20 protein-coding genes and 1 pseudogene are annotated in these 23,138 nt (G+C 55.8%); 3 read left to right on the top strand and 18 right to left on the bottom strand.

Features of this window, described 5'->3' with window-relative positions; all coding sequences use genetic code 11:
* Positions 1 to 14: 14 nt before the first annotated feature.
* From TRL7639_RS22585 to TRL7639_RS22510, 16 genes are all read right to left on the bottom strand, one after another.
* Positions 15 to 581: an acyltransferase gene (locus TRL7639_RS22585; protein ID WP_165759897.1), complete on the bottom strand. Its 567-nt coding sequence runs from the start codon at positions 579 to 581 to the stop codon at positions 15 to 17.
* An 80-nt stretch (positions 582 to 661) separates the two neighbouring features.
* Complete coding sequence (locus tag TRL7639_RS22580; RefSeq protein ID WP_085798180.1) at positions 662 to 1,927, bottom strand: oligosaccharide flippase family protein; 1,266 nt, start codon at positions 1,925 to 1,927, stop codon at positions 662 to 664.
* The gene (locus TRL7639_RS22575) at positions 1,924 to 3,093 is read right to left on the bottom strand and encodes a glycosyltransferase (RefSeq protein ID WP_085798179.1); all 1,170 of its coding nucleotides are present in this window, start codon (positions 3,091 to 3,093) and stop codon (positions 1,924 to 1,926) included. The genes TRL7639_RS22580 and TRL7639_RS22575 overlap by 4 nt, the downstream gene beginning before the upstream one ends.
* 25 nt (positions 3,094 to 3,118) lie before the next feature.
* The gene (locus TRL7639_RS22570) at positions 3,119 to 3,883 is read right to left on the bottom strand and encodes an FkbM family methyltransferase (protein ID WP_165759896.1); all 765 of its coding nucleotides are present in this window, start codon (positions 3,881 to 3,883) and stop codon (positions 3,119 to 3,121) included.
* A 157-nt stretch (positions 3,884 to 4,040) separates the two neighbouring features.
* Entirely contained in the window at positions 4,041 to 4,838 is a 798-nt protein-coding gene (locus TRL7639_RS22565) for an FkbM family methyltransferase (RefSeq protein ID WP_165759895.1), read from the bottom strand.
* Positions 4,839 to 4,909: 71 nt separating this feature from the next.
* Complete coding sequence (locus TRL7639_RS22560) at positions 4,910 to 6,118, bottom strand: glycosyltransferase (protein WP_133057698.1); 1,209 nt, start codon at positions 6,116 to 6,118, stop codon at positions 4,910 to 4,912.
* A complete protein-coding gene (locus tag TRL7639_RS22555; RefSeq protein ID WP_085798175.1) occupies positions 6,115 to 7,239 on the bottom strand; it encodes a glycosyltransferase in 1,125 nt (374 codons plus the stop codon). Before TRL7639_RS22555 ends, TRL7639_RS22560 begins: the two co-directional genes overlap by 4 nt.
* Positions 7,240 to 7,242: 3 nt before the next feature.
* The gene (locus tag TRL7639_RS22550; RefSeq protein WP_085798174.1) at positions 7,243 to 8,646 is read right to left on the bottom strand and encodes a hypothetical protein; all 1,404 of its coding nucleotides are present in this window, start codon (positions 8,644 to 8,646) and stop codon (positions 7,243 to 7,245) included.
* A gap of 34 nt (positions 8,647 to 8,680) precedes the next feature.
* Complete coding sequence (locus TRL7639_RS22545; RefSeq protein ID WP_085798173.1) at positions 8,681 to 9,682, bottom strand: CgeB family protein; 1,002 nt, start codon at positions 9,680 to 9,682, stop codon at positions 8,681 to 8,683.
* Positions 9,683 to 9,728: 46 nt separating this feature from the next.
* The gene (locus TRL7639_RS22540) at positions 9,729 to 10,691 is read right to left on the bottom strand and encodes a GDP-mannose 4,6-dehydratase (RefSeq protein WP_085798172.1); all 963 of its coding nucleotides are present in this window, start codon (positions 10,689 to 10,691) and stop codon (positions 9,729 to 9,731) included.
* On the bottom strand, positions 10,688 to 11,782 hold the full coding sequence (locus TRL7639_RS22535) for a glycosyltransferase family 4 protein (protein WP_085798171.1): 1,095 nt from the start codon (positions 11,780 to 11,782) through the stop codon (positions 10,688 to 10,690). The genes TRL7639_RS22540 and TRL7639_RS22535 overlap by 4 nt, the downstream gene beginning before the upstream one ends.
* Before the next feature lie 14 nt (positions 11,783 to 11,796).
* Entirely contained in the window at positions 11,797 to 12,903 is a 1,107-nt protein-coding gene (locus TRL7639_RS22530; protein ID WP_085798170.1) for a DegT/DnrJ/EryC1/StrS family aminotransferase, read from the bottom strand.
* On the bottom strand, positions 12,900 to 13,487 hold the full coding sequence (locus TRL7639_RS22525; protein ID WP_085798169.1) for an N-acetyltransferase: 588 nt from the start codon (positions 13,485 to 13,487) through the stop codon (positions 12,900 to 12,902). Before TRL7639_RS22525 ends, TRL7639_RS22530 begins: the two co-directional genes overlap by 4 nt.
* Complete coding sequence (locus TRL7639_RS22520) at positions 13,484 to 14,428, bottom strand: Gfo/Idh/MocA family protein (RefSeq protein WP_085798168.1); 945 nt, start codon at positions 14,426 to 14,428, stop codon at positions 13,484 to 13,486. Before TRL7639_RS22520 ends, TRL7639_RS22525 begins: the two co-directional genes overlap by 4 nt.
* 10 nt (positions 14,429 to 14,438) lie before the next feature.
* The gene (locus TRL7639_RS22515; protein WP_306456287.1) at positions 14,439 to 15,701 is read right to left on the bottom strand and encodes a nucleotide sugar dehydrogenase; all 1,263 of its coding nucleotides are present in this window, start codon (positions 15,699 to 15,701) and stop codon (positions 14,439 to 14,441) included.
* Positions 15,702 to 15,811: 110 nt separating this feature from the next.
* A complete protein-coding gene (locus tag TRL7639_RS22510; protein ID WP_085798189.1) occupies positions 15,812 to 16,177 on the bottom strand; it encodes a MarR family EPS-associated transcriptional regulator in 366 nt (121 codons plus the stop codon).
* Between the two features lie 168 nt (positions 16,178 to 16,345).
* On the opposite strand from TRL7639_RS22510, the gene nusG reads away from it, so the two are divergent.
* From nusG to TRL7639_RS22495, 3 genes are all read left to right on the top strand, one after another.
* The gene (nusG, locus tag TRL7639_RS22505; protein WP_085798166.1) at positions 16,346 to 16,852 is read left to right on the top strand and encodes a transcription termination/antitermination protein NusG; all 507 of its coding nucleotides are present in this window, start codon (positions 16,346 to 16,348) and stop codon (positions 16,850 to 16,852) included.
* Positions 16,853 to 16,931: 79 nt separating this feature from the next.
* Complete coding sequence (locus TRL7639_RS22500; RefSeq protein ID WP_085798165.1) at positions 16,932 to 19,079, top strand: GumC family protein; 2,148 nt, start codon at positions 16,932 to 16,934, stop codon at positions 19,077 to 19,079.
* A gap of 212 nt (positions 19,080 to 19,291) precedes the next feature.
* Positions 19,292 to 21,799, top strand: coding sequence for a hypothetical protein (locus TRL7639_RS22495; RefSeq protein ID WP_133057697.1), 2,508 nt, complete (start codon positions 19,292 to 19,294; stop codon positions 21,797 to 21,799).
* Between the two features lie 220 nt (positions 21,800 to 22,019).
* Here TRL7639_RS22495 and fcl read toward each other — a convergent pair whose 3' ends face one another.
* Both fcl and TRL7639_RS23425 read right to left on the bottom strand, forming a co-directional pair.
* Positions 22,020 to 23,006 carry a GDP-L-fucose synthase gene (gene fcl, locus TRL7639_RS22490; protein ID WP_085798163.1) on the bottom strand — a complete coding sequence of 329 codons (987 nt, stop codon included), beginning with the start codon at positions 23,004 to 23,006 and terminating at the stop codon, positions 22,020 to 22,022.
* A gap of 6 nt (positions 23,007 to 23,012) precedes the next feature.
* Positions 23,013 to 23,138, bottom strand: a pseudogene (locus TRL7639_RS23425) (GDP-mannose 4,6-dehydratase); the annotation flags it as partial.

The raw sequence follows: 23,138 nt of genomic DNA, 5'->3' as shown, positions 1-23,138 counted from the left end.
TGACGCTTTTGGAGTTAGTGAGTGAGTTCCGCACTTCGAAAGGCAGGGAAGTCTCGCATAGGAATAAAACCGCAATATTCATGATAGCTTTGGTGGCGAGGACACTCTGCCGGATCCAGTCGTTTGAGGACTCGTGCCGGGTTGCCAGCTAAGACCGAATAACCATCAGGAACCGAACTGGTCACGATGGCGCCGGCCCCAACAATTGTGAAATCACCCAACGTGACACCCGGAAGGATCACTGAACCAGCACCCAGCCAACAATATGCACCGATATTTACATGCGAGGGAATATGCTCGCGTAGATCGTGGGGCGCATGGTTGGCGCTTATCATCGTAACATTCGGACCAATCTGTGTGTAATCACCAATGGTTATCTTCCCGATTCCCTGAATGTAACAGCCAGGCATCATTCCAGGGCTGGTCTCCACCCCAATGACTATGTTCCGCCAGCCAGTGACCATGCTGGCGGGATGCACTGGCCAGTAGGGACCGCGATTGATGCCCTGAACTTCCTGACGAAACCAATCGCGAAATCGAATTGGTGTTTGCGTGTCTTGCGTGTCGTGCAGGAACCGCATCGCGGGGTGGTATGATAGAGTCTTTGCAAGCAGGCGTTCCGGCGCTTGCACAAGTCGGCGCAGAATGGGCGAGCGAAAGGTCATGATTTCGCCACGAAAAAGCAAACCCCAAAATACATCATGTAGATGCCCCCATACCCGAGTGCGAATGCCCAGATCACGGAAGTCGCCGTGCCGACAACAGCCCAACCAAAAAAGATGCCCCCAGCGATCAATGTCGTCGAAACGATGGTGAGTGCGAGATCCAATACCTGGCGTCCAGCAAAAAACAGAATCGTCGTCACCGGCGCGGCGATTGCCCGCAGCATCAACATCGGCGCCAGTATCCGGGCGATCTCACCCGCCTCGCGCCACGCCGGACCCAGGTAAACAGCGAAGAGCCACGGTGCAAAGGCCATAAATAGGAGGCATGGCCCGATGCTTACCGCAAAGAGTCCCCCGGCGGTGCGCAGCATCAATTCCCTGCAACTGCCGGTCTTGTGATAAAGCTCTGAGGCTTCGCGCCGAAACACCTGTGCAACCGAGTGACCAACTACAGTGACCGGAAGCAAAACCAACTGCCGGGCCCGGGTGAAGGACCCCAGCATCGCGGTATCCCCCAAGAGGGTCAGCGCAAAGACGGGCATCTGCATGTTGGTTTGGTTCAGGAGCCCGCTGGGTAGAGTGAAAGCAGGAAACTTCCAATGCCGCCGCACTATTAACCGCAACTGCATTATGCCCGGCCAATTCAGAGTGTCGCCGAGCGTGGCTAGCAGCCACAGATATGCTGTCCCCAGGACCAACTGGCTCAGGAAATAGGCCAAAAGGAGACCGTTTGCTCCCCAGCCCATGAAACCCAGGACAATGGAGAGTCCTACGGAGGTTAAGACCTGTATGACCTGCAACTGTGCGATCCAGCCATAGTGGCGGTTGCGGTTCGCAAGGAAGCTCCCCGCTGCGGTCAGGCCACTGACCGCCACACTGAGTGGCAAAAGCGCAAACCAGCCGCCCACCGTCGATTCTGCCAAGAGTGGTAGCCAAAGTACTGCAACCGCCAGTATCGTCAGGCCCACTGCCGCCACAGTTGACACAAGCACCACCCAAACGGCTCCCCCCGCACCACGGTCAGTTTGTTCCGCAATAATGGCATGTTGGAATTGAAGGCTGGCGAAAACCGCAAGAAGCGCTGCAGGCGCCATGTATTGCGCCAACACACCGTAATCGGCCGGAGCATAGAGCCGCCCCAGAAGAGGCGCGGTTAAGAGTGGTATTATTGTTGCCAGCGCATTGCCGCTCATCAACGCGGCTACCCCGCGAAGAAACGCGGAACTGCTGGCCCCCCGCAAACGCATGACCAGCTTACTCATACAGCACCGCCTGACTGTGCGATTTGGTACAAGCTTGCCATCTGAGTGGCGATGCCCGTCCAGCTAAGTTCTGTCATGGCCATCTCGCGGGAGGCACGCCCGATTGCATTGCGGCGCGCTTCGTCCGCCAAAAGCCTCGCCAATGCCCCATTGAGCGCACCCTGCTCGCGCGGTACGACCAGACCCGCGTCTAACTTGGCTAAAAGGGGAGCAGCTCCCACGCCATCTGTGGCAATAACCGGGGTGCCCATGGACATAGCCTCGGCTACTGACATGCCGAAGCTTTCGCGCACCGATGGCACCAAAAGAACATCCGCGCCCGCTAAAAAGGCCCATTTTTGCATGCCGTCCAGCGGCCCTAAGAAAGCCCCTGCCAAGCTGCCGTCAGAACGGATGAGACGCTGGGTCAGCTCGGCCTGCAAGCCAATTTGATCATGCCCGGCTAGGCGGATCACTGCCCCGGGCTGAGCGCGCGCCGCCTCGATGGCCATATCAACGCCTTTGGTCCAATCCAACCGCGCCAGGAAAGCCACGCGCTGCCCCTGCGGGACATCGCCCCAAACGGCGTTGATTTCGGCAGCGTCCGGCAATCGAGGCGGGGTTTCAACGCCATTGCCTATCACTGCCACGGGCGCCAGATCGAGTCCCATCGCGGATAGGCCCTCGGCCTCGCCTGCAGAGGTCACATGAATCGCTGTCGCCGCTGCAAGATTTGCCCGCTCTTGCCCAGTGATCCACACCGACTTAGCCAGCCGTGATTTGCCGGCCACCATTTCTGGCATCAACATTCCCCGCGGAGAAATCACCAGCGTTTTGCCGCTGCGCCGCGCGGCCCGGGCGAGGTGTGGCCCTGGCCATAGGAACATACCGTTGACATGTATTGCATCGGCATCAGGTAACAAGCTGGCCGCGCGCTTTGCCAGCGCCGGGCTGTAATAGAACCGACGAGGCGCGGAGATTGAGCAATAGTGCACGCTGACCCCGTCCATGTCGGAGGGGCGATCCAGCGCAACATCAAGTCGCCCAGGCCCGTCCACATCGGTTGTCAGCACATCGACCCGGTGACCAAGGTCGACAAGTCCGCGCGCCAACCCATGCGTTGACCGCACCGGCCCACCATATCGCATCGCCGGCAGGTAGTTTGGAGTAAACATCACGATGTTCATTTTGCGTTGCTGTGATTGCACCGTTTCAGAACGGTCCCTCAATCCGCAAGGAGAGACGCGACAAGCGATCCAGAGCTTCGGATGGTACGATCAGATAGTCGCAATCCTCAACGCGGTCGTGAATGCCAATAGTATCCAATTGTTGTAGGTGGCTCAAAGCCCCGTTTTCATCTCGCTTGATACGAAAGGTTACATAATTCGCCTGGCCTAGAAGCGTTTCGATGTCGCGCTGTCGCGCCAATCGGTCCGAATAGTCAGCGTGATAAACTGGCAAGATCTCAGTCAGTAACCAAGGGCGCTCTTTGTCGAGGAGCAAGTTTAGGCCCCGTAAAACTTCCAGCTCTGCCCCCTCCACATCAATCTTTACGAAACAAAAGCGATGTTCAGCAAAGGAAGTCGCGATCGTAGCCCAATCAAAAGCAGGAATAAAGCTGGTGCCCACAACCGTCTGCTCGGGGCGAAATCCCTCAATCAAAGAAGCGCTAGAATCGGCTTCGTCTCTAGCATATTGGTTCAACTGCAAAAGTGCTGGATGTTCCATCAACGCCACGGGCACTACATTTACATGATCAATGGCATTGATGCGGATCAAGTCCCGCACGTAAGCAGTGCAGAACGGGTTCGGCTCCAGCCCCAGATACGGCATCTCGGGTGCCGCCGTTCGAACCGCAAGCATCGTTTGGCCAACGTTCACACCCACATCAAGGAATGCACCGTCTAATGCAGGCAGCACGTGGCCATAGAGTTGCAAAAGCGAGGGCTCGGGACCTTCGTTTGCAGTTCCATTCACTACAGGCGTAGCAAACTTCCGCCCCCCCACATTCAACGGCAGATTGTAGCCGCCTGAGATTGGCAGTCCTCGCAGGAGTCTGCGCAACAGTCGCGTCTGCAGACTGCGCCCAACCATTGGAAAAGTCATGGAAAGCCTTTCTTCACTGTAACCCGCGTCAAAAGCTGTAGCTTCGCATCGGAATATTCCCGCGCGCCAATCGTTTCTCACTGATCAGCACATACATTGCTGGTAGGGTGCAACAGGAATCCTTGCGGACGTCATAGACGAAGGGACACAAGAAACCGTTGAACATGTGGAACATTTTGTAAGGCACATCCTTGCACAATGCGTCGGCCTCCCACAGATAACGCTTGGTCGCGGCCCAGCCACTGGCGAATTCGAACATAATGATGTCGATGCTCTGGTTCTCGAGCAGCCCGCGAGCGCCTTCAATCACGTTCAGATCATAGCCCTCGGCATCAATCTTGAGAAAATTGATCGACGCGATCCCTTCTTTGGCGCAAACGCTATCCAGCGTCGACACCGGCACGTCATAGGTCTGCGCTGTCTGGTCAAGGTCATCCTTGCGGGGTGCCAGACTGTTGCACATGTTCTCATAGTCGTAAAAGGTCAACACACCAGGGGCATCAGAGATGGCCATGTTGTGAAAGCTTACGCGTGCGTCATCGCCAAAACGCGTGTCATGGGCAGATTTCGCAAAGCGTGAGGGATCGAAGGCATGCACGCGCGCATTGGGACGCACGGCAAGCAGCTCTGATGAGGATTCACCGTCATGGAAACCCACATCAAAGATCACCGGATCTTGCTCCAGCAGGCTGGACAGCCAGCGTTCACCATTGCTGATGCCCATGAGCGAATAGCCCCGGACGACCGTGTCAAAGATACGACCCAATTTGGTGATGCGTGGCACCAGCCTTTGGCCAACGGGGTTCCAGAACAGGCTCTGTAGCATGCGGTGCCGTGTGCTTTGTCTCAGCATAGTTTTCCCATTGTCATATGTTCCAACCCTGCGGGTCGGGGCTATTATTTCAATTGCATCAGCTGCATTCGGCAAGCCAGTCGCGCCAGAGGGCTGAACCGTCGCGGAGGCAAGGTGACAGCGCGTTTCCCCATCGCGGTCAAAGCCTGCCCATAAGCTTCTGAGCCATGCCCCTGCACGATCTCTCGACTGCGCTGTCCCATGTTCGCCAAGTCACATTCACCGCTGGCCAATTGCGCGAGCCGCGCGGCAAGTTGGCCAACGTCGTATGGGTCAAAACAGAACCCGTTCTCGCCGTCTCGCACCAGTTCTTCGGAACTGCCTGCCCGGGTCGAGATCAAAAGCGGAAGATGTGCTGCAGCAGCCTCATTGACCACGACGGCCCACGTGTCTTTGAGGCTTGCAAGCACAAAGGCTTGCGCCATTCCGTAATAAGGACCGAGATCATCATAGCCAGCGGCACCGCGGAAATGTACGTGCTCGGAAATCCCGAGCGTTCTGCTCTGCGCTTCAAGGGCCTCGCGCAGCGGGCCATCGCCCACCACCACAAGATCCCAGAGCCTGTCGGGCGAGGCCATCTTATGATAGCGGGCATAAGCCTGCAGCAGGCGTTCGAAGTTCTTTTCCGGCGACAGGCGCGCAACACAGAGGAAGAACCGCTCAGGCAACCCCATCTGGCTACGCAACGCAGCACCTTGGGATCGAGCAGCAAGTGCATTACTTTCGAAATGAGCAAGATCCACGGTGTCGAGCGCCCCGACATGGATGCCCTCACCGGCAAATCCCAACTCCTCGAGATACGCGGCCGATTGTGCTCCCGCCGCCCAGGCTAAGTCGAACGCACTCAGGATCTGGGCCTTGGCAAACTCCTTGTGGGATGCCCTTGCATAATCGTTCCGATTGGAATCACTACATACTATGGTCCGGCAGCCCCGAGCTTTGGCCCAAGTCAGTGAGGCCAAACTGCACAAATCTCCCCAGCCAAAGCAGAGCACCACCTGCGGCTGCACTTCGTCCAGTAGACGGTTGATATCAGCCACCGAAGGAGCCGGGTGGTGCAGCAACTGGAACGCGTCGGTCTCGGGGCTTTCCACTTCGACCGGTTTGATTGCCGTTTCGAACACAGTCAGGTCGATACCACGCCCTGCCTCTTCGAAATTGGCCCACAGTCGCTGTGGCACCGCGCGGCGCACCAACGCCATCCGAGGCCGGTCAGCGACAGGGGCCTGGTTCTCGTTGCGACTTATGGTCACGACAATCCTAGTGCCTTGGGAAGGCGCTGCAACACACGACCGTAGTTGAACTGTTCTTGGTGCAATGCAAAGGCCTTTGCACCTTCATTCAGGCGACGCTCTGGGTCGGTTGCATAGGCCGCCACCAGCTCTGCCAGAGCCTCTGGTGTATCCTTGCGGATGCAGGTACCAATACCCTCGCCCTCAAGCAACTCCGGTATCCCGGGGTTCATGTCCCCGATCTGCGGCAATCCGGCTTTCATATATTGGTAGCGTTTGTTGCTTGCGCCCAACGCCGTGCGCCACTGATGCGACGTCGCATCCAAGAGTGCCACGGCCAGGTCTGATTGAGCCAAGCGTGTTTCGGCTGCCCCGGTTGCCATCCAACCGGTGAAGGTGATGCGGTCCTGCAGCCCCATGTCTTTGACTTTCTGCACAAAGCCCGGGCCGAACCGGGTGTTTGTGTTGCCAATGAAAACAAGACGCGCGTGCTCGGGCCAAAGCGGCACGGAATCGATCAGCAAGTCAATGCGTTGATCATGCCCAAAGGTGCCGCAATAGACCACCTCAAAAGTGTCGCGAGGGGCCCCTCGATCCGGCAAGGACTCGGCGCGGTAAGGGTAATTTTCGATCACCAGTGGTGGGTCCGTAAGCTCCAGAGCCTCCATCGTGTGCGGGACACGGCCTGCGTCGGGAACGACGACAAGAGAGTATCCGCCAATTGCCCGCTTCAACCGTCGTTCGGGCAGCTCGTCCAGATACATGAAAGTTTCGTGGAAATGCGCCACCCGCTGTTGAGGGCGCCCTAACGTCAGATCGCTGATCAATACGCCCAAAGGGTTATAGGCAATCTCAATAGGAGGGCCGAGGCGTGCGGCTTGGCGACGCGCGGTCCAGAGTAACCGCATCATCCCTGCCATAATGCGCGCCTGACGCAGACCATTGGGCAGCGAACGCCAAGGCAGCACATGCAGAGTGACCCCAGGTGCCTCGAAGTCCACATCCCGCTTGGTACGATCCCGTGGCTGTGTCACCAGATGCACGGGATGACCTGCCTGGGCAAGAAGTCGAGCCTGGTTCTGAACTGGCGGATACCCATCGACGGATTCGAAGGAAATCAGCACAAAGGGACGCTTGCTCATGGTCTACTCATGTTTGAATTGCGGGGGCGGAGTATGCGCTGTGACAGAGCGCGGGGGGCTTCTACGCCGCGAACCAAGGCGTAGAAGGGAAAATTTCAGAAGGCCCATTAAGATCCAGGCAAACACAATGCCATTAACGATGAAGAACGGACGCAACAGAGGATCCAGCGCAACCAGCCCCATCACATACCACCGTGCAAAATCCAGGTAGCGCCCGGTCAGCAAGCTGGCATAGGCGGCCATGTCGATACGACGGATTACCCAACCCACAACGATGAAACCCAGAAAGACACCGATGTAACCGAAGTTGGCGTAAAACTCGAAAACCGTGCCCGAGCCAAATGTGACGTTCTCTGACAAGGTGATCCCCGTGTGCTCGGACATGAAATCGCTACCGCCACGCGTTGGTTTTCCAGGCCACAGAGCACGCGGCAAAAGTACCAGAGGCAGGATCACAAGCGTGCTCCCCCACAATTGCAATTCGGGAAACAATTCGTGCTGCTCGATCATCCGACCAATGAAGAGAGGGAGATTAAGCCGGATATTGACGATATCCAGCGCATCAAAGTTTGTCAGCGAGAACAGTTTGGTTTGTGCCATTGCCTGCCAAAGGAGGTCCAATACTGAACCGCTTACACCTTGCCAGGCGACCAGCCGGATTTCCTCGCGAAATGACATCCAGCCAATGAAGAGGGTCAACATAGCCTGTCCGATGACGATGGCCATGATTGTCGTCTTCAACGTGCCCCTTGCAGTGCGCAGCATCGCCAGCCAGAAAGCGATCAACGTCATGGAAAACATGAGCCCATATGAAGCCAGGCCAAAAGAAACCATGTAATAGATCGGCACGACTACAGCCAGGGCGAGCCAAGGCAGCATAGAGCGACCATCACGCCGAGCCCTATACGCGCCCAGGCAAATCAGCATGACGAGAACATTGCGGCTCAATTCGAAGATTGCGCCAGAAAACGGGAAGGAAATCCGTAGCTGTATCAGCAACATGCCAAGAAGTGAGATCGTGCTGAAGGCAACCATCATGTTGCGCTCGTAGATCTGCGAAATCCCTTGGCGAGGCAGGATGACGGGTTGTTTACGGCGCTGCGCCAAGGTTACGCCCAAAGCTAGACCTACAAGCCCCAGAAGCGAGGCCGCCGCGCCTTGCACGACCATCCATTCGGTGAAATTGTAGCTGTTTAGATACCAGTGCCCATCAGGTCGTGTATGGGTATAGCCCGGCACCGCATAGACAAAACACCCCCCGTAAAGGAAGCTCATGGTCAACGCCATGGCCGCTGGCAGCCCGACGCTGCCAGCATTGATGGTCTTGCGGCAAATAAAAATGACCAGGCCGACCCAGAGCACCAATATGCCGAACATCGCCAAATGAATGTCTGCCAGAGGATTCATTGGACACGTTCTAGGGAATGGGAGTCTGCGGGGTTCATTTCAAATCCACCGACTTCAGGATGCGATCAAGGCGTTGAGCATAAGTGTGTTCCGCATGGGCACGACGGTACCCGGCTTTGCGAATGCCCTCGGCCCAGGCTTGGTCTGAGCGTGCGCGCGCCAAGTACTCCAATATCTCGTCCACGGAACGATAGGTCAGGATCTCTCGGCCTGGCTCAAAGCACTCTGCAACAGCAGGTTTGTCCTCAATAAGCTGCAACCCTGCTGCCCCATTGATCTCAAAAGCGCGGCAATTCAAAGAATTACCCTCACTCATGGTGGTGCAATTCAAACTGGCCAACGCGCCTTCGAAGACCATGCTTTTTTCTGCCCGGGTGACATACCGCCCCGTGTAGTGTTCCTGGATACGGGGATCCCCCCAACGAGGTGGTGAGAAACCGTGCAAGGCGAGTTCTGCGTCGGCATCCATGAGGCGGCTGACCAGGATCTGGCGATAGCCGTAGAAATTACCGACCACCGCCAGAGTGTTGTCACGTGGGGCGCCTTGCGGACAATGCCAGTCTGGATTGATGGCTTCGTGCATCAACTGTGCGTTGAAGCCAACCGCCTGCATTTTTTGGACTGACATTGCATCCTTGATGAAGATCGCGTCCCAACCGTCCGCCAAAAGCCCCATACCCCGCATATTTGCCGGTGGATCGCCCCACCACGCCACACAACGCGCACCAAGCCCGCGCAATTCCGCCAATGTCTCGGCGCGCAACGTTTGAGTAAGGCACAGCACGAGATCGGGGGTGAACTTACGCGCAGTGGCCACAGCATAGGTTTCGTGCTCTTCCCACCGTTCTGGGCGCGTGGCGGTGAGGGTATCGACCAAAATACGATTCAGGCGACCGCGGTTACGGCGGAATTTGTAATCTGGGGTCTCTACGATATGGCCCATCTGGCGCAGGGTGTACGCGACATTGTCCTGAAATGTGTCAGCGCCCGCAAAATACGGGATGAGTACGCGCAACTGTCGGATCGGAGATGTCATCCGTTTACATCACCCAGTCGACTTTGGCACGCAACCACGATCCAGGTCATGTGGCATCCCATTCCGCTCGGACCATAGCCTCGACCACCTGCGGCATACGCATGCTGGGTCTCCAGTCCAGCCGCTCTGCTGCCAGGCGGGGATTGCCCAAACTATAGGCGATGTCGGAAGGGCGCTCGAATTTTTGTGATGTACGGACGTGATCCTCGGACCGGAGTCCGACCGCCGCAAAGGCCGCATCACAGAAGGCCTGCAATGTATAGCTTTCACCCGTAGCAATCACGTAGTCCTGAAGCGTTTCCTGCTGCAACATGCGCCACATCGCGTCTACGTATTCTGGGGCCCAGCCCCAGTCCCGACTGACCGTTAACGTCCCAAGGTGCAGTTCACCGCCACCGGCCCGCGCGATTGCGACGGCCCCAGCAACGATCTTCTGAGTCACGAAGCGATTAGGGCGGAGGGGCGATTCATGATTGAACAGGATTCCCGTGCAGGCCTGCAGGCCATAGGCTTCTCGGTAATTGGCGACACCCCAAAACGCTGTTGCCTTGGCGGTGGCATAAGGGCTGCGGGGTTTGAACGAAGTATCCTCGCGCGCGCCATCGCGAGAGGTTTCGCCGAAACACTCACTGGAACCCGCATTGTAGAAACGTACAGGAAGCTGCAGGAACCGGATGGCCTCCATCAAATTGATGACCCCCACTGCGATACTTTCAAGCGTCTCCAACGGTTGTTGGAATGACAGCCCGACTGAGCTTTGGCCAGACAGGTTGTAGATTTCATCAGGGTTAACCGCACTGAGCGTCTGAACCACACTGCGGAAGTCCGTCAGCACCATCGAATGAGTGACGATCCGGTCAGCGATGCCCAACCGTTCCAAATTTCCGAACCGCTGAATGGTGGCGTCACGTGATGTTCCCACGACAATATAGCCTTTTTCCAAGAGCAGTTGCGCCAGATACGCTCCGTCTTGTCCAGAAATGCCTAGAATGAGAGCCGTCTTGCTCATGGTGCCACCGTTTCGTCTATGAGCGCCTGGGCACGCTGCGCGAATTGAGGAAAATCAAAGTAGGCCAGTGCCTCTGGCATCATGCCCTTTGGAGAGCTCAGCCCGGTTCGGATAGCACCGATCAGCTCCTCTGGATCGTCGGGGTTGACCATGGGGCCAAGCAAACCATCGCGAACGGCGTCCCGGCTACCGTCAATCGCGCTTGCAACTACGGGCACGCCGCAGGCCAGGGCCTCGAGAAATACAAAACCGAACCCTTCGCCGCGGCTTGGCATAACATAGAGATCCGACAGCCCATAAAGCGCAGCCTTTTCTGCCTCTTCTACATAACCGGTAAAGATCACAGCATTGCCGAGGCCGGCCTCAGTCACGCGCGCCTCAAGCCGGTCCTGATCAGGGCCATCACCAGCGATGATGTAACGAAGCTCTGGCATGTCCTGTAGCAGTCGCGGCAGCACGTCTAACACTTCGTCAAAGCCTTTGGCACGCTCACGGGACACTAACCGCCCAAACGTCAGCAGCACCTTGTTTTCAGGCGTCAGACCGTACCGTGCCATCAATGCTGGATCGCGGGGCGCAGGCGCATAGTCGGACATGTGAATGGCGTTGGGCAAGAGATCGATCGTGGCGGTATCGACATCAGCCCATTCCAAGAAGCGATCGCGGGTATAGGCGCTGATCGAATAGTAACGATCAAGACGAGAGGCCGCCCGACGCCGGGCCGCCTTGGGACTGGGGGTCCAAGCGTCGATGCCGTACAGTGCACCCAACACCGGAATACCAAAGAGTCGTCCCAGGCGGCTGACCAGAGGCGCATAATTCAGGTGCCCGCAGTAGAGCATATCGCTGCGTGCAACGTCCGGCAGATCCCGCGCCAAGGCCTTCATGTAGGCGAATGTGCTGTTGACCGCGCCGCTGCGAAACACAATGCCCTCTGGGATTGGTTCTGGCGTGTGCCGCATAACCCGCGGCAGAGCGACCACTCGATCAACTCGGGAATGTTGCGCAAAGGCTATCAGCAAGTCCTTGTTGAAGACGGAAATCCCGCCATGACCTCCAAAGGCATCTGGCACAAAGGCATAAATTTGCAAGGCTCTGCGTCTCCTTAAGCCTGCGCCGAAGCTGTTGACAACGCCCGCTTCAATGCGGTCACGATCTGATCCTGGGTGTCGCCGTCCATGTACGGATGCATTGGCAGGCTCAACACTTCGGTAGCTGCCTTGTCTCCTTTGGGCAGATTGACATTCGGGTCCGCCACGGCAGGCTGGCAATTCAAGGGCAGTGGGTAATGGACCGCCGTAGGGATGCCTGCTTCCTTTAGCGCGGCCTGCACCATGTCACGGTTCAGCACGCGCACCGTATACTGCGCCCAGACGCTGATGTTGCCGTGTGCCACTGTTGGTATTGCGATCCCGGCATCTGCCAGAAGCGCACCATACCGCGCAGCCACTGCGTCTCGCGCAGCGATCTCTTCCTCAAAAAGCTCCAGCTTGGCAAGCAGAACCGCGGCCTGCAAAGTATCAAGTCGGCTGTTCATCCCGACCCGAATATGGTGATAGCGCCGATCCTGCCCATGACGTGCAATTTGACGCATTCGTGTGGCCAAGTCAGAATCCGAGGTAAAGATGGCCCCGCCATCACCATAGCAACCTAGGGGTTTGGACGGGAAAAAGCTGGTGCAACCAATCGTCGACAGGGCACCTGAACGAGAATTGCCTTGGGTGGCGCCAAAGCTTTGGGCACCGTCTTCGATCACGGGCAGCCCATAGGCCTCGGCGATGCGATTGATGGCCACAAAATCGGCGGGCTGGCCATAGAGTGAGACGGGAATGATCGCCTTTGTCGCAGGCGTGATCGCCGCCACCAGCCCCTCTGGGTCGAGGTTAAAGGTTACGGGGTCGATATCGACATAGACCGGCTTGGCGCCTAGCACGGCCACGGCCTCAGCAGTGGCAATGTAAGAGAAACCTGGGGTGATGACTTCGTCACCCGGACCAACGTCAAGAGCCATCAGCGCAATTTGCAACGCATCCGTGCCATTGGCGCAGGTGATGCAGTGGCCGACGCCGACGAAGGCCTGCAGCTTCTCTTCCAGTTCAGTCACTTCGGGACCCAAGATGTACTTGCCATGTGCCAGCACTCGGGCAATGGCGACATCCAACGCAGGTTTAATTCGCGCCTGCTGTGCGGCCAGGTCGACGAAAGGGATCATGACTGGACCTCTCTTCGGGTCACTGTGCCGTCCGACAAGGTGTAAGTATCGCCTGTATGAGGGCAGATGACTTCCGCCTCACCTTCAAGTGGTAGGTCCAGTTGTTCGCCAAAGGCGCTCATCCAGCCCGCTTGGCGTGCTGGTACACCGGCCATCAACGCGAAATCCGGCACATCACGCGTGATTACGGCGCCAGCGGCCAAAAAGGCAAAGGCGCCAATGGTCACGCCGCAAACCACGGTACAGTTGGCGCCCAGCGTTGCGCCACGGCGAACCAATGTATCGCGATACTCGGATTTGCGTTCAATTAGAGCACGTGGATTGTAGACGTTGGTGAACACCATGCTGGGTCCGCAAAAGACGCCCTCTTCAAGCGTAACGTTGTCATAGACCGAGACGTTGTTCTGAATCTTGCAGTCATCTCCTATGGAGACGTCGTTGCCGACAAAAACACCCTGGCCCATTGACACGTTTCGACCGATCCGCGCGCCGGCACAGACGTGAACGAAGTGCCAGATCCGGCTGCCCTCGCCGATTTGTGCGCCATCGTCGACGATCGCACTGGGGTGAGCGCTGTAGATCATTTGGTCTGGCTCACGAAGGGGTGTATCTCGCCAGAACGCTGAGTTGGCAGGTCACGGATCGCCGAAACCGTCTGAATGGCCACTCGGTTTTCTTCGACGCCAAATCCTCTGCCTTTCAGGATTTCCTGATAGCTGAGCGTGTGAAGATCCGTGAAACCACCGGAGAACTCGATCTCTTCTCCGTCAATGGTGATCGACCGATACGTCCTTTGCCCTGTTGCTCGCGCCTCTGCGGGGACATCCCCTACATCAAGCGACAAGAACCAGCGGCAGCGCGCATGTTCATATTCCAGATACCCTGCAGCCTTGGTGGGCTCGTTCAAGTGTACGACATTGTCCTGCAAATCACCGAACAAAAAATGCAGCATGTCGAAGAAATGCACACCGATATTCGTCGCAATGCCGCCCGACTTGTCCGTGGTGCCCTTCCAACTCTGAAGATACCAACGCCCCCGCGAGGTGATATAGGTCAGATCCACCTCGTGCTTGCTATCTTTAGGGCTTTTGCGAATTTTTTCGCGCAGCGCGATGATCGACGGGTGGACACGCAGTTGCAGGATCGTGTTGATCTTGCGCCCTGTATCGTTTTCCATCTCGATCAGGCCATCAATGTTCCAAGGATTGAGCACAAGCGGTTTTTCGCAAATTGCATCGGCACCAGAGCGCAAGGCAAATCGCATATGGCTGTCGTGAAGATAGTTGGGTGAACAGATCGAGATATAGTCCAACTGGCTTGCCCCAGAACGACGCAATTTGTCGATATGGCGGTCGAAGCGTTCAAACTCGGTGAAGAAGTACGCCTCTGGGAAATGGCTGTCGATGATGCCGACTGAGTCATTGGGATCAAGGGCAGCCACCAACTTATGACCAGTGTCCGCGATCGCCTTCATATGGCGCGGCGCGATGTAACCAGCGGCACCGATGAGCGCAAAATTCTTCATGATCGGATCCTCACGCTCGGATGATATGATCGGCCAGATCACGGAAAATTCCGCGCGCATCAATGATGAGCGGCGCATGATGCGCGATCATGTCGTAGTCGAATGCATCGTGGTCGGTGGTCAAAATCACGACGTCCTGCTCAGCTAGGGTTTCAGGGGTCAGGGGGGTCGCGCTAAGATCGAAGTGATGCTCACGCATCCTCGGGAAGACCGGGACATGCGGGTCAGCATAGCTGAGGTCCCCGCCCAAATCGCGCACCAGTTCCATCACCTCAACCGATGGGCTCTCGCGCATATCGTCCACGTTCTTCTTGTAGGCGATGCCCAAGATCATGATCTTAGACCCTTTGACCGACTTGCCTCTCGCGTTGAGCCCGCCAATCAGCTTGGCAATCACGTACTCGGGCATGGCCCGGTTCACCTCTCCCGCCAACTCGATGAAGCGGGTGTGCAGGCCGAACTCCCGCGCCTTCCAGGTTAGGTAGAAAGGATCAATCGGGATACAGTGCCCTCCGAGACCCGGGCCAGGATAATATGCCGTGAAGCCAAAAGGTTTGGTTTTGGCGGCATCAATCACCTCAAAGATGTCAATGCCCATACGGTCGGCGACGATCTTCATCTCGTTCACGAGGCCAATATTCACCGCGCGGTGGATGTTTTCCAGCAGCTTCGTCATCTCGGCAGCCTCTGTCGAACTCACCGGCACCAGCTGGTCGATCGCCTGATCATAAAGCGCCATACCTACCTGCAGGCAGGCTGGTGTGTGCCCCCCCACCACCTTGGGGATGGTGCTGGTCGTGAAATTGATGTTGCCAGGATCTTCGCGCTCAGGCGAGTAGACGGCAAACACAGTCTCGCCGACCTTAAGCCCGCCGCGTTCCAACCGCGGAACGATCTCTTCCTTTGTGGTGCCTGGGTAGGTCGTGCTTTCGAGCACCACGACCTGGCCTTCGCACAGGTAGGGGCCGATCTGCTCGCAGGTGCTGATCACATAGCTGAGATCGGGTTCGCGGTGCTTGTTGAGAGGCGTCGGGACACAGAGGATGACGGCGTCAACCTCTCCGATGCGAGTGAAGTCCGTCGTCGCCACAAAACCGCTTTTGATGGCCTCGGAAATACGGGAATCGTCAATATGCTCGATCGGGCTGACACCTGCGTTCAACTGTTCCACCAGGCCCTTGGAGATATCGAAGCCAAGCACACAATACCCGACTTCTGCGTACCTCAGCATCAAGGGTTGCCCCACATAGCCCAAGCCAACAATGCCGATCACAGCGGATCTATTGTCAAGTCTGGTCAACAAATCCCGCTGGGCTTCTTTGGACTTATCCGTCATCAAAATGTCTATACCTTTTCAAGCTCGTCGATTAGCGCAACGACTTATCAGCCTTTTGGCGTGGGACCTATTTCGCCCCCATTCCCGGCCGTTGCCCTAAGCTCTTCTTCCAGCGCATCAATTTCAGATTCAATGCGCTGGTATTCCTCCAATTTAATTCTCAGGAACCGTTTGGTAAGCTGCACTTTTTCAAGCAGTCCCGCAGGGGTCAATACGTAGGCATAAGCGAGACGATTTTCCGACGTGCGAAAATTCTGGACCTTGACAAGCCCCTTGTCGATCAACGCCTTCAGGCAATAGTTCACACTTCCGAGACTCATCTTCAGATGTAACGCGATTTCACGTTGAGACATCTGGGGTGACTGCTCTAGAACGCGCATCACACGAAGGTCGTTATCGTTGGGGTTCTGCATGGCCGGATCGCTATAGCTACCGCACTGACGGTCCCGAGATATGGGGTCAGCAATAACTACGTTCAACGCGTGAACGCATATCTTAATCTGGCAGAGAACGAAACATTTTTTGATATTCACCAGGAAAATTTCTTCCCGGTGCAAAGGCGATGAGATAACTACGAAGCCATGAACAAGACTGTTTTGCAGCCATGGTACGTCGCCCAGCTGAAACCGAATGGCCTCCGCCAAGCTGCTGTGCATCTTGCCCGGCAGGGCTTTCGCACATTTGCCCCAACTTACCACCTCTCACATGGTGCAGGAAGGAAAGCGCAACAACGCTCCCTCTTTCCCGGATACATATTCGTATCATTCGACAAAGAGCGCGAACAATGGACTGCGATCAATCACACACGTGGGGTCAATCGGTTGCTTGCCGACAACCCCACGCGCCCAGCACCATTGCCTCAGACCTTCATGGAGAGCCTTTTTGAGCGCTGCGATGAAAGTGGAACGCTCTTGCGACCAGAGGATCTGAGCGCCGGGGATCGAGCGCGAATTCTGTCGGGGCCCTTTGCAAGTCTGATCGGAAAAGTAACACATGCCTCTGACCAAGAGCGGGTGGCGTTGTTGGTGAATCTGCTTGGACGAACCGTACCATTGGACATCCCCCGGAAATTAGTTGAAAAGCTGTGAGCGTGACTTGCAGATTAAAACACCAATGCAAACGAGCGAGACACAAGCGCTCAAGCGTTAAGAATGGACTGCGCCGTTTATGAACCAGTTTCCCACTTCTCAAAATGTTCTTCCCACGTCAGGCCAAACCGGCGCTCCGCAGCATGATGATATCTTTGACATCTTCAACCTGTTCGGCGTGCTCTGGCGTAGCAAGTGGCTGATTCTGTTCTTTGTCGTTTTGTTTGGCGCCGCAGGTTGGTTCTATGCCAACAAGGTCGCTACATCACTTTACACATCGACGACGCGCTTGGCCTTTCAAGTCCGCTCGCAACAAGTCGTCGATGTAGAGAGCGTCCTATCGGGGGTCTCTACTGAACAACCCGCCATCAACACTGAACTTGGTGTTATCCGATCGCGGCGGGTAATAGGCTTATTGGTCGATGAACTGGAACTCACCGAAGATGTGGAATTCAACGGGTTGGGCAAAGCCCCGCTTTTTTCCAAATTCGGCATTCGCAACATGATCACCGAGTGGTTTACCGGGGAAGAGGTCACACCAACGCGCCCCGATGAAGAAACACTCCGACTTCGAACTACCCTGAATGTGCAACGCAAAATTCAGGTCCGCCCGATCCGGAACACATACCTGTTCGAGATCCTGGTCACGACACAGAACCGAAGAAAGTCAGCTCTGCTCGCCGACACGCTGGCAAATCTGTACATCAATGATCAGGTCACCGTGAAGTTTGAAGCGACACGACATGCCGTCAACTGGCTGACTGAGCAGATCGCGGATCTCGAACAACAGATCGACGCCATAGAAGACCAGATTGAGACCCTACGCACGACCACAGATCTGGTAAGCCCTGAGGCTGCTGAAGTCCTGAACCTACGCGCAAAAGGGATTCAGAACCGGCTTACGTCCGAACGCGCTGCGCTTGACGCCAAAAAAGAACATTTAGAAGCACTCGTTGCGCTGTCCCAGAAAGGCGATCCCGCCGCGATCACAGAAGGTTTGGATGATCCAATCACTGCAAGATTGAGCCAAAGGGACCTCTCGGATCCGAGTACCGCCCAAGCCATCGTGAATCGTCTTCAAACTCTGACAGAAAAAGCGCGAAACGATGTCCAACGCATCGAATCTCAGGTCGAGGCCCTTGAAGAATCCAGCAATCGTCTGTCTCAGCAAGTCGCCAATCAAACAGAGAGCTTGAACGCGCTCAACCGGCTGCAAAGAGACAGAGAAGCAACGAACGTTCTCCATGAGACCTTCCTAGTTCGACTAAAAGAAACCTCTATCCAGATTGGCCTGCAGCAACCTGACAGCCGTGTGCTGTCTGAAGCGGCACCAGGAACCCCTGTCGCCCCGAGAAGGTTGCGGATTCAGGTTGGGATGGCATTCTTGGGTTTTGCCATTGGTGCGGCTATCGCTTTACTTCGTGAGATTAGACACACCGGGTTCCGCAATGCCAAGAGTCTTGAACGTAAAACCGGGATTAGTGTCATCGGGCAGGTTCCCAAGATTCCGATCAGTCGGCGCGACGGGTTGCTACAGTATTTTACTGAGAGACCCACGTCTGCGGCCGCAGAGGCAATACGAAATCTCAGAACATCTCTCTTGTTGTCCAACATCGACAACCCACCCAAGGTGATCATGTCTACCTCCTCTGTTCCTGGAGAAGGCAAAACAACTCAAGCAATTTGCTTGGCCCAAAACTTGAGAGGGCTCGGAAAATCCGTCCTTCTTGTCGAAGGAGACATCAGGCGACGGACGCTTGCGAAGTACTTTAACACGGCTCCAAAAGGCTCACTTCTCCGCGTCCTTAATTCTGAGATCACGCTGCAGGATGCAGTTGAAAAGGATCCTGAAACAGGCATCAACGTCTTGATGAGCGAACGAAGCAACGCCAATGCCGCTGATATTTTTTCGTCACAGCGATTCCAGCAGTTTTTGGAAAACGCCCGCCAAACCTTTGACTTTGTTATTATTGACACACCTCCGGTTCTCATTGTTCCAGATGCAAGGATCATTGGCCGCCAAGTGGATACAACCATCTATTCTGTAAAGTGGGATGCTACAGGCGAAGAGCAGGTCCGCGAGGGCCTCAACCAGCTCCTATCCGTCGATTGCAACATTAGCGGGCTCGTGCTGTCTCAAATTGATGCAGCTGGCATGAAAAGCTACGGATACGGCAACCAATATGGTGCCTATTCAAGTTACGGAAAAAGCTACTACGACGCCTGAGCTTGCGAACTATGCAAACTTTTTCAAAGAAGACTGCGAGAATTCATTGACCAAACTGTTGCGCTAAGTGGAGATCCTGCGCTCGCTTGCTTCAGAATTTGCCCACATTGCAGTATCATAACTTCCCCCAGAAAAGGCAGGGGGCGCCGTCCCACCTTTGTGTAGATCCGACTTCAACCAATTCAAGCACATCTGTGCTTGAGTGCAAATTCGTGGGAATCGATATGGGGCAACTAAATCTTCCAGAAGCTCAGCGCGCACTTGATCCAGCAGGGAATCCGGTCCCAGGTGCGAAGTGTTACGTCTACCAAGATGATTCCGATGTTCTCATTCGGCTTTTCGAGGACAATTACCTCAATCAGATACAGCCCAACCCAATCAGCGCCGACACCGAAGGTCATTTCCCCGACTGCTTTCTCTTAAATGGATCTTATCGCGTCAGGATCGAGACGCCAAAAGGGACCGTACTCTCCGATACCAACGATGTCGTTGTCACAAGCACGCCAAGCGGAAACGCTAGTGGCTCAGGAATAGATGACCTTAACATAGCATCAGGATTTGCGCGCCTGACAGATCTTATTTCGGACAACAACTTGTCCTATAGCCCCGTCGGGGGTCGACCGCAGATCCAAGCTGGTGAATGCGTGATCGTTTGGAACGGCGGCTTTGTCTATGAGATTGCGCCACAAACCGCTACCGATGCGGACCTGACGACCGCTGGTGGCGTCGGGCTGTATGTCCAAGTCAATAACGAGGGATGCGTGTCGGACCGGCAATTTGGCCACATCTCCAATGATGCGGACCGACTAAACACTGCGATTGCCTGGGCCATTCGGCAACAGAAGGCCGGGAATGGCGTTCCCTGTATCATTGTTCAGGGCGAATACGTAATGGACAAGCCCATCAAGGCGTTCGATTTTAACGGCACGGATTTCCGGTATGTCTCTGTCCATATTGAATCCCCTGCCCCAGGCTATGTGCCCGGGCAGCGCACAACATTCACGTTTACCGGCAAAGACAATCCTGGGATCGTCACGCAAAAGATACGCCAGCTTACGCTCAAGAACATTGCCATTGTTGGCACAGCAAACAACCTGCTGCTCGCAAGCCATAGCGACCTGCTAGAGCGCAACAACTGGTGGAATGTAAACGGGGCCGTCGAAGAGATGCCATATAAGCTCTATGCCGGGATTTGCATTGATCCCTTCTTCAGTGGCATGGCTGCAAACCAAAAGTTCCCGCACTTCGACGGAAGCGGTTCCGAACCTGATCACTACACTGCATCTTCTGGCGCTGGCTCGACGCAAATTCTCATTGAGAGTTGCGATATTCAGGGCTGGGTCGTGGGCGTCATGTGCGCGGCATCCAATGTACAGCTTGGCGACAGTATTACGGTAGAGAAATGCAACCTATCTCATAATCGTTGGCCATTTTTCCTTGGTGAAAGCCAAAACCGTGGTTGCGTCATGATCGATTGCCACGCCAAGGGCTTTGATACGTTAATGGTTGGCGGAAGCGGCTTTGGCGCCGGAACCGGAACATTGGCTTACATCCGTGGAGGCGTCTTTGTTTACGGGCATAGTATCGTGAATGGCGACACCGCCCGTGGAAGCGGCGCTGTGGCGGATGCGTATTTTGAAAACGTTTGGTCCATTGGTCACATAACGGGCGGACAAGGATTCACTTTCAAGGACTCTCAGATCAAACTGATTGATGCTCGCAACGCCAATCTGCCGGATGTAGATGCACATTTGACTGGCAATGGTACCGTCAACTTTTTGGGCGGATACATTGGCAAATACACGAGTGCGCCAAGACGGCTTAAATTCACCCCTAAGACTTACATGGACGGCGTCACTTTCGACAACGTGCCAACCTTCAGAGATTATTCCGCGCCTAATATCGCAAGTATGAACTGCCGGTACACATCCGGAGAGGTCCGCCAAACCTACAATATCTGGCATATGAATGCGGCGTTTAATAATCCCAAGCACGGGCCAGGCGCACGCGTTGTTGTTCAGGATGAAACCTGGTTGGTTGCTTCAGGGTGGGATGCACAATATCTGGGCGGCGGCACCGTAACAGTTAATGGTGATGGCACCGCGACGGTCACTGGACTTTCAGACAATGTCGTTGTTGGTGACGAAATTTCGGTCTTGGACGGATGGATCGGGCTTAACAACCAAGGTGATCCAGACACGCATAGCGGTACGGGTATCGGCTATGTCGAAAGCATATCAAACGGTACCGTCAACTTGACGGCCGTTCCGATCAGCTTCACCAGCGGATCTTACTCTTTCTACATCTGGTCGATGCCATATATTCATCCAGTTGTATTTGGCGATTTGACGCACGGCTCGAACATCATCACCAACATGACATCGGTCACCGGGTGGCGCACAGGGCAGTGGATCAAAGGCGCTGGAATCCCCAAATATTCAAGAGTCCTCTCCGTCTCTGGCAATACGATCACAATCAGTAACTCGGCCACGACAACAGCAACAGACGTCGAAATTTACGATGCCAAACTGACATTGGAATCCAAATTCCTCTCCTCTAGCCCCGTTTCAGGAGTATATCCGGCTGGTTCGTTCATCAGAAACAGTGCGCCCTCACTTGATGGGAACAATATGATATTGACAGGCTGGATCTGCACAAAGGGTGGTATTCCCGGCACTTGGGAGCCAGTCTACCAATCTTCGGTCAGCCTGACCGCCTAAACTCGACGGTACATCCAACTCCTAGTTGTAGAACGCGACGCCAGTGAATTGGAGACGCAGATTGCAACTACCAGACAATTCGGGTCTGCGAGGCGCAGATCGCCGCAGACCCGAGCATCAAGTTTACGTTTCTCTTATGGCTTTCCCATCGGAGTCGTGTGTCCATCACTCTCCCAAACGTCAAAAGCCGCAGGATGCGCCACTGATTAAACTATTGCGCCTATTTTTGGCGCAAGTCAGCTGTATCCAGAGACAGGAACCACGCATAGGTCTGGCGAATGCCCTCTTCCAGGGGGATGGTCGCGCTCCAGCCCATGTCGGCCAGACGGGACACATCCATCAGCTTGCGCGGTGCGCCATCGGGTTTAGAGCTGTCAAACGCCAGTCGGCCCGTAAACCCGGTCACCCGCGCCACGGTTTCGGCCAGTTCGCGGATGGTCACATCCACGCCCGAACCCACGTTGATGTGGCTCAGCATCTCTTGCGTGTTGGCGCCATAGGTGTCCGCGTCCAGATCGGCCACAAACAACGAGGCCGCCGCCATGTCATCCACATGCAGGAACTCGCGCATGGGTGTGCCGCTGCCCCAGATCACCACCTCGTCCAGCCCATCACGGGCGGCCTCGTGGAACCGGCGCATCAGCGCGGGCAGCACATGGCTGTTCTCGGGGTGGAAATTGTCGCCGGGCCCATAAAGGTTCGTGGGCATGACCGAGCGATAGTCGCGCCCATACTGGCGGTTGTAGCTTTCGCACAGCTTGATGCCCGCGATCTTGGCAATGGCATAGGGCTCGTTGGTGGGCTCCAGCGTGCCGGTCAGCAGCGCCTCCTCAGCCATCGGCTGTGCGGCCATCTTGGGATAGATGCAAGACGATCCCAGCTGCAACAGGTGCTGCACGCCCGCCTGATGGGCGGCATGGATCACGTTGCATTCGATCATCAGGTTTTCATAGATGAACTGCGCCGGATAGGAGTTGTTGGCGATGATCCCGCCCACGCGGGCTGCGGCCAGGATCACCTGATCAGGACGCTCGGCAGCCATGAACTCCTGCACGGCGGCCTGGTTGGTCAGATCCAGATCGGCGCTGGTGCGGGTGATCAGCTCCAGCTCTTCGCCCGCGTGCTCTCCGGATTCCTGGCGCGCCTGCAACTGGCGCAGGATCGCGCCCCCCACCATGCCCCGGTGGCCTGCCACATAGACCTTCATCACAGCTTACCCCTCGTGTGAGACCGGCAGATCCATGCCGTGCTCTTTCAGCAATGCGTGACGGCGGGCGGTTTTCAGATCCTCGGCCACCATTTCGGCGCACATTTCCTGCACGGTGATCTCGGGCGTCCA

This window comes from Falsiruegeria litorea R37, from assembly GCF_900172225.1.
Taxonomy (GTDB): Bacteria; Pseudomonadota; Alphaproteobacteria; order Rhodobacterales; family Rhodobacteraceae; genus Falsiruegeria; species Falsiruegeria litorea.
The sequence above is the reverse complement of the archived record's forward strand: the minus strand, read 5'-3'. Positions and strand labels throughout refer to the sequence as shown.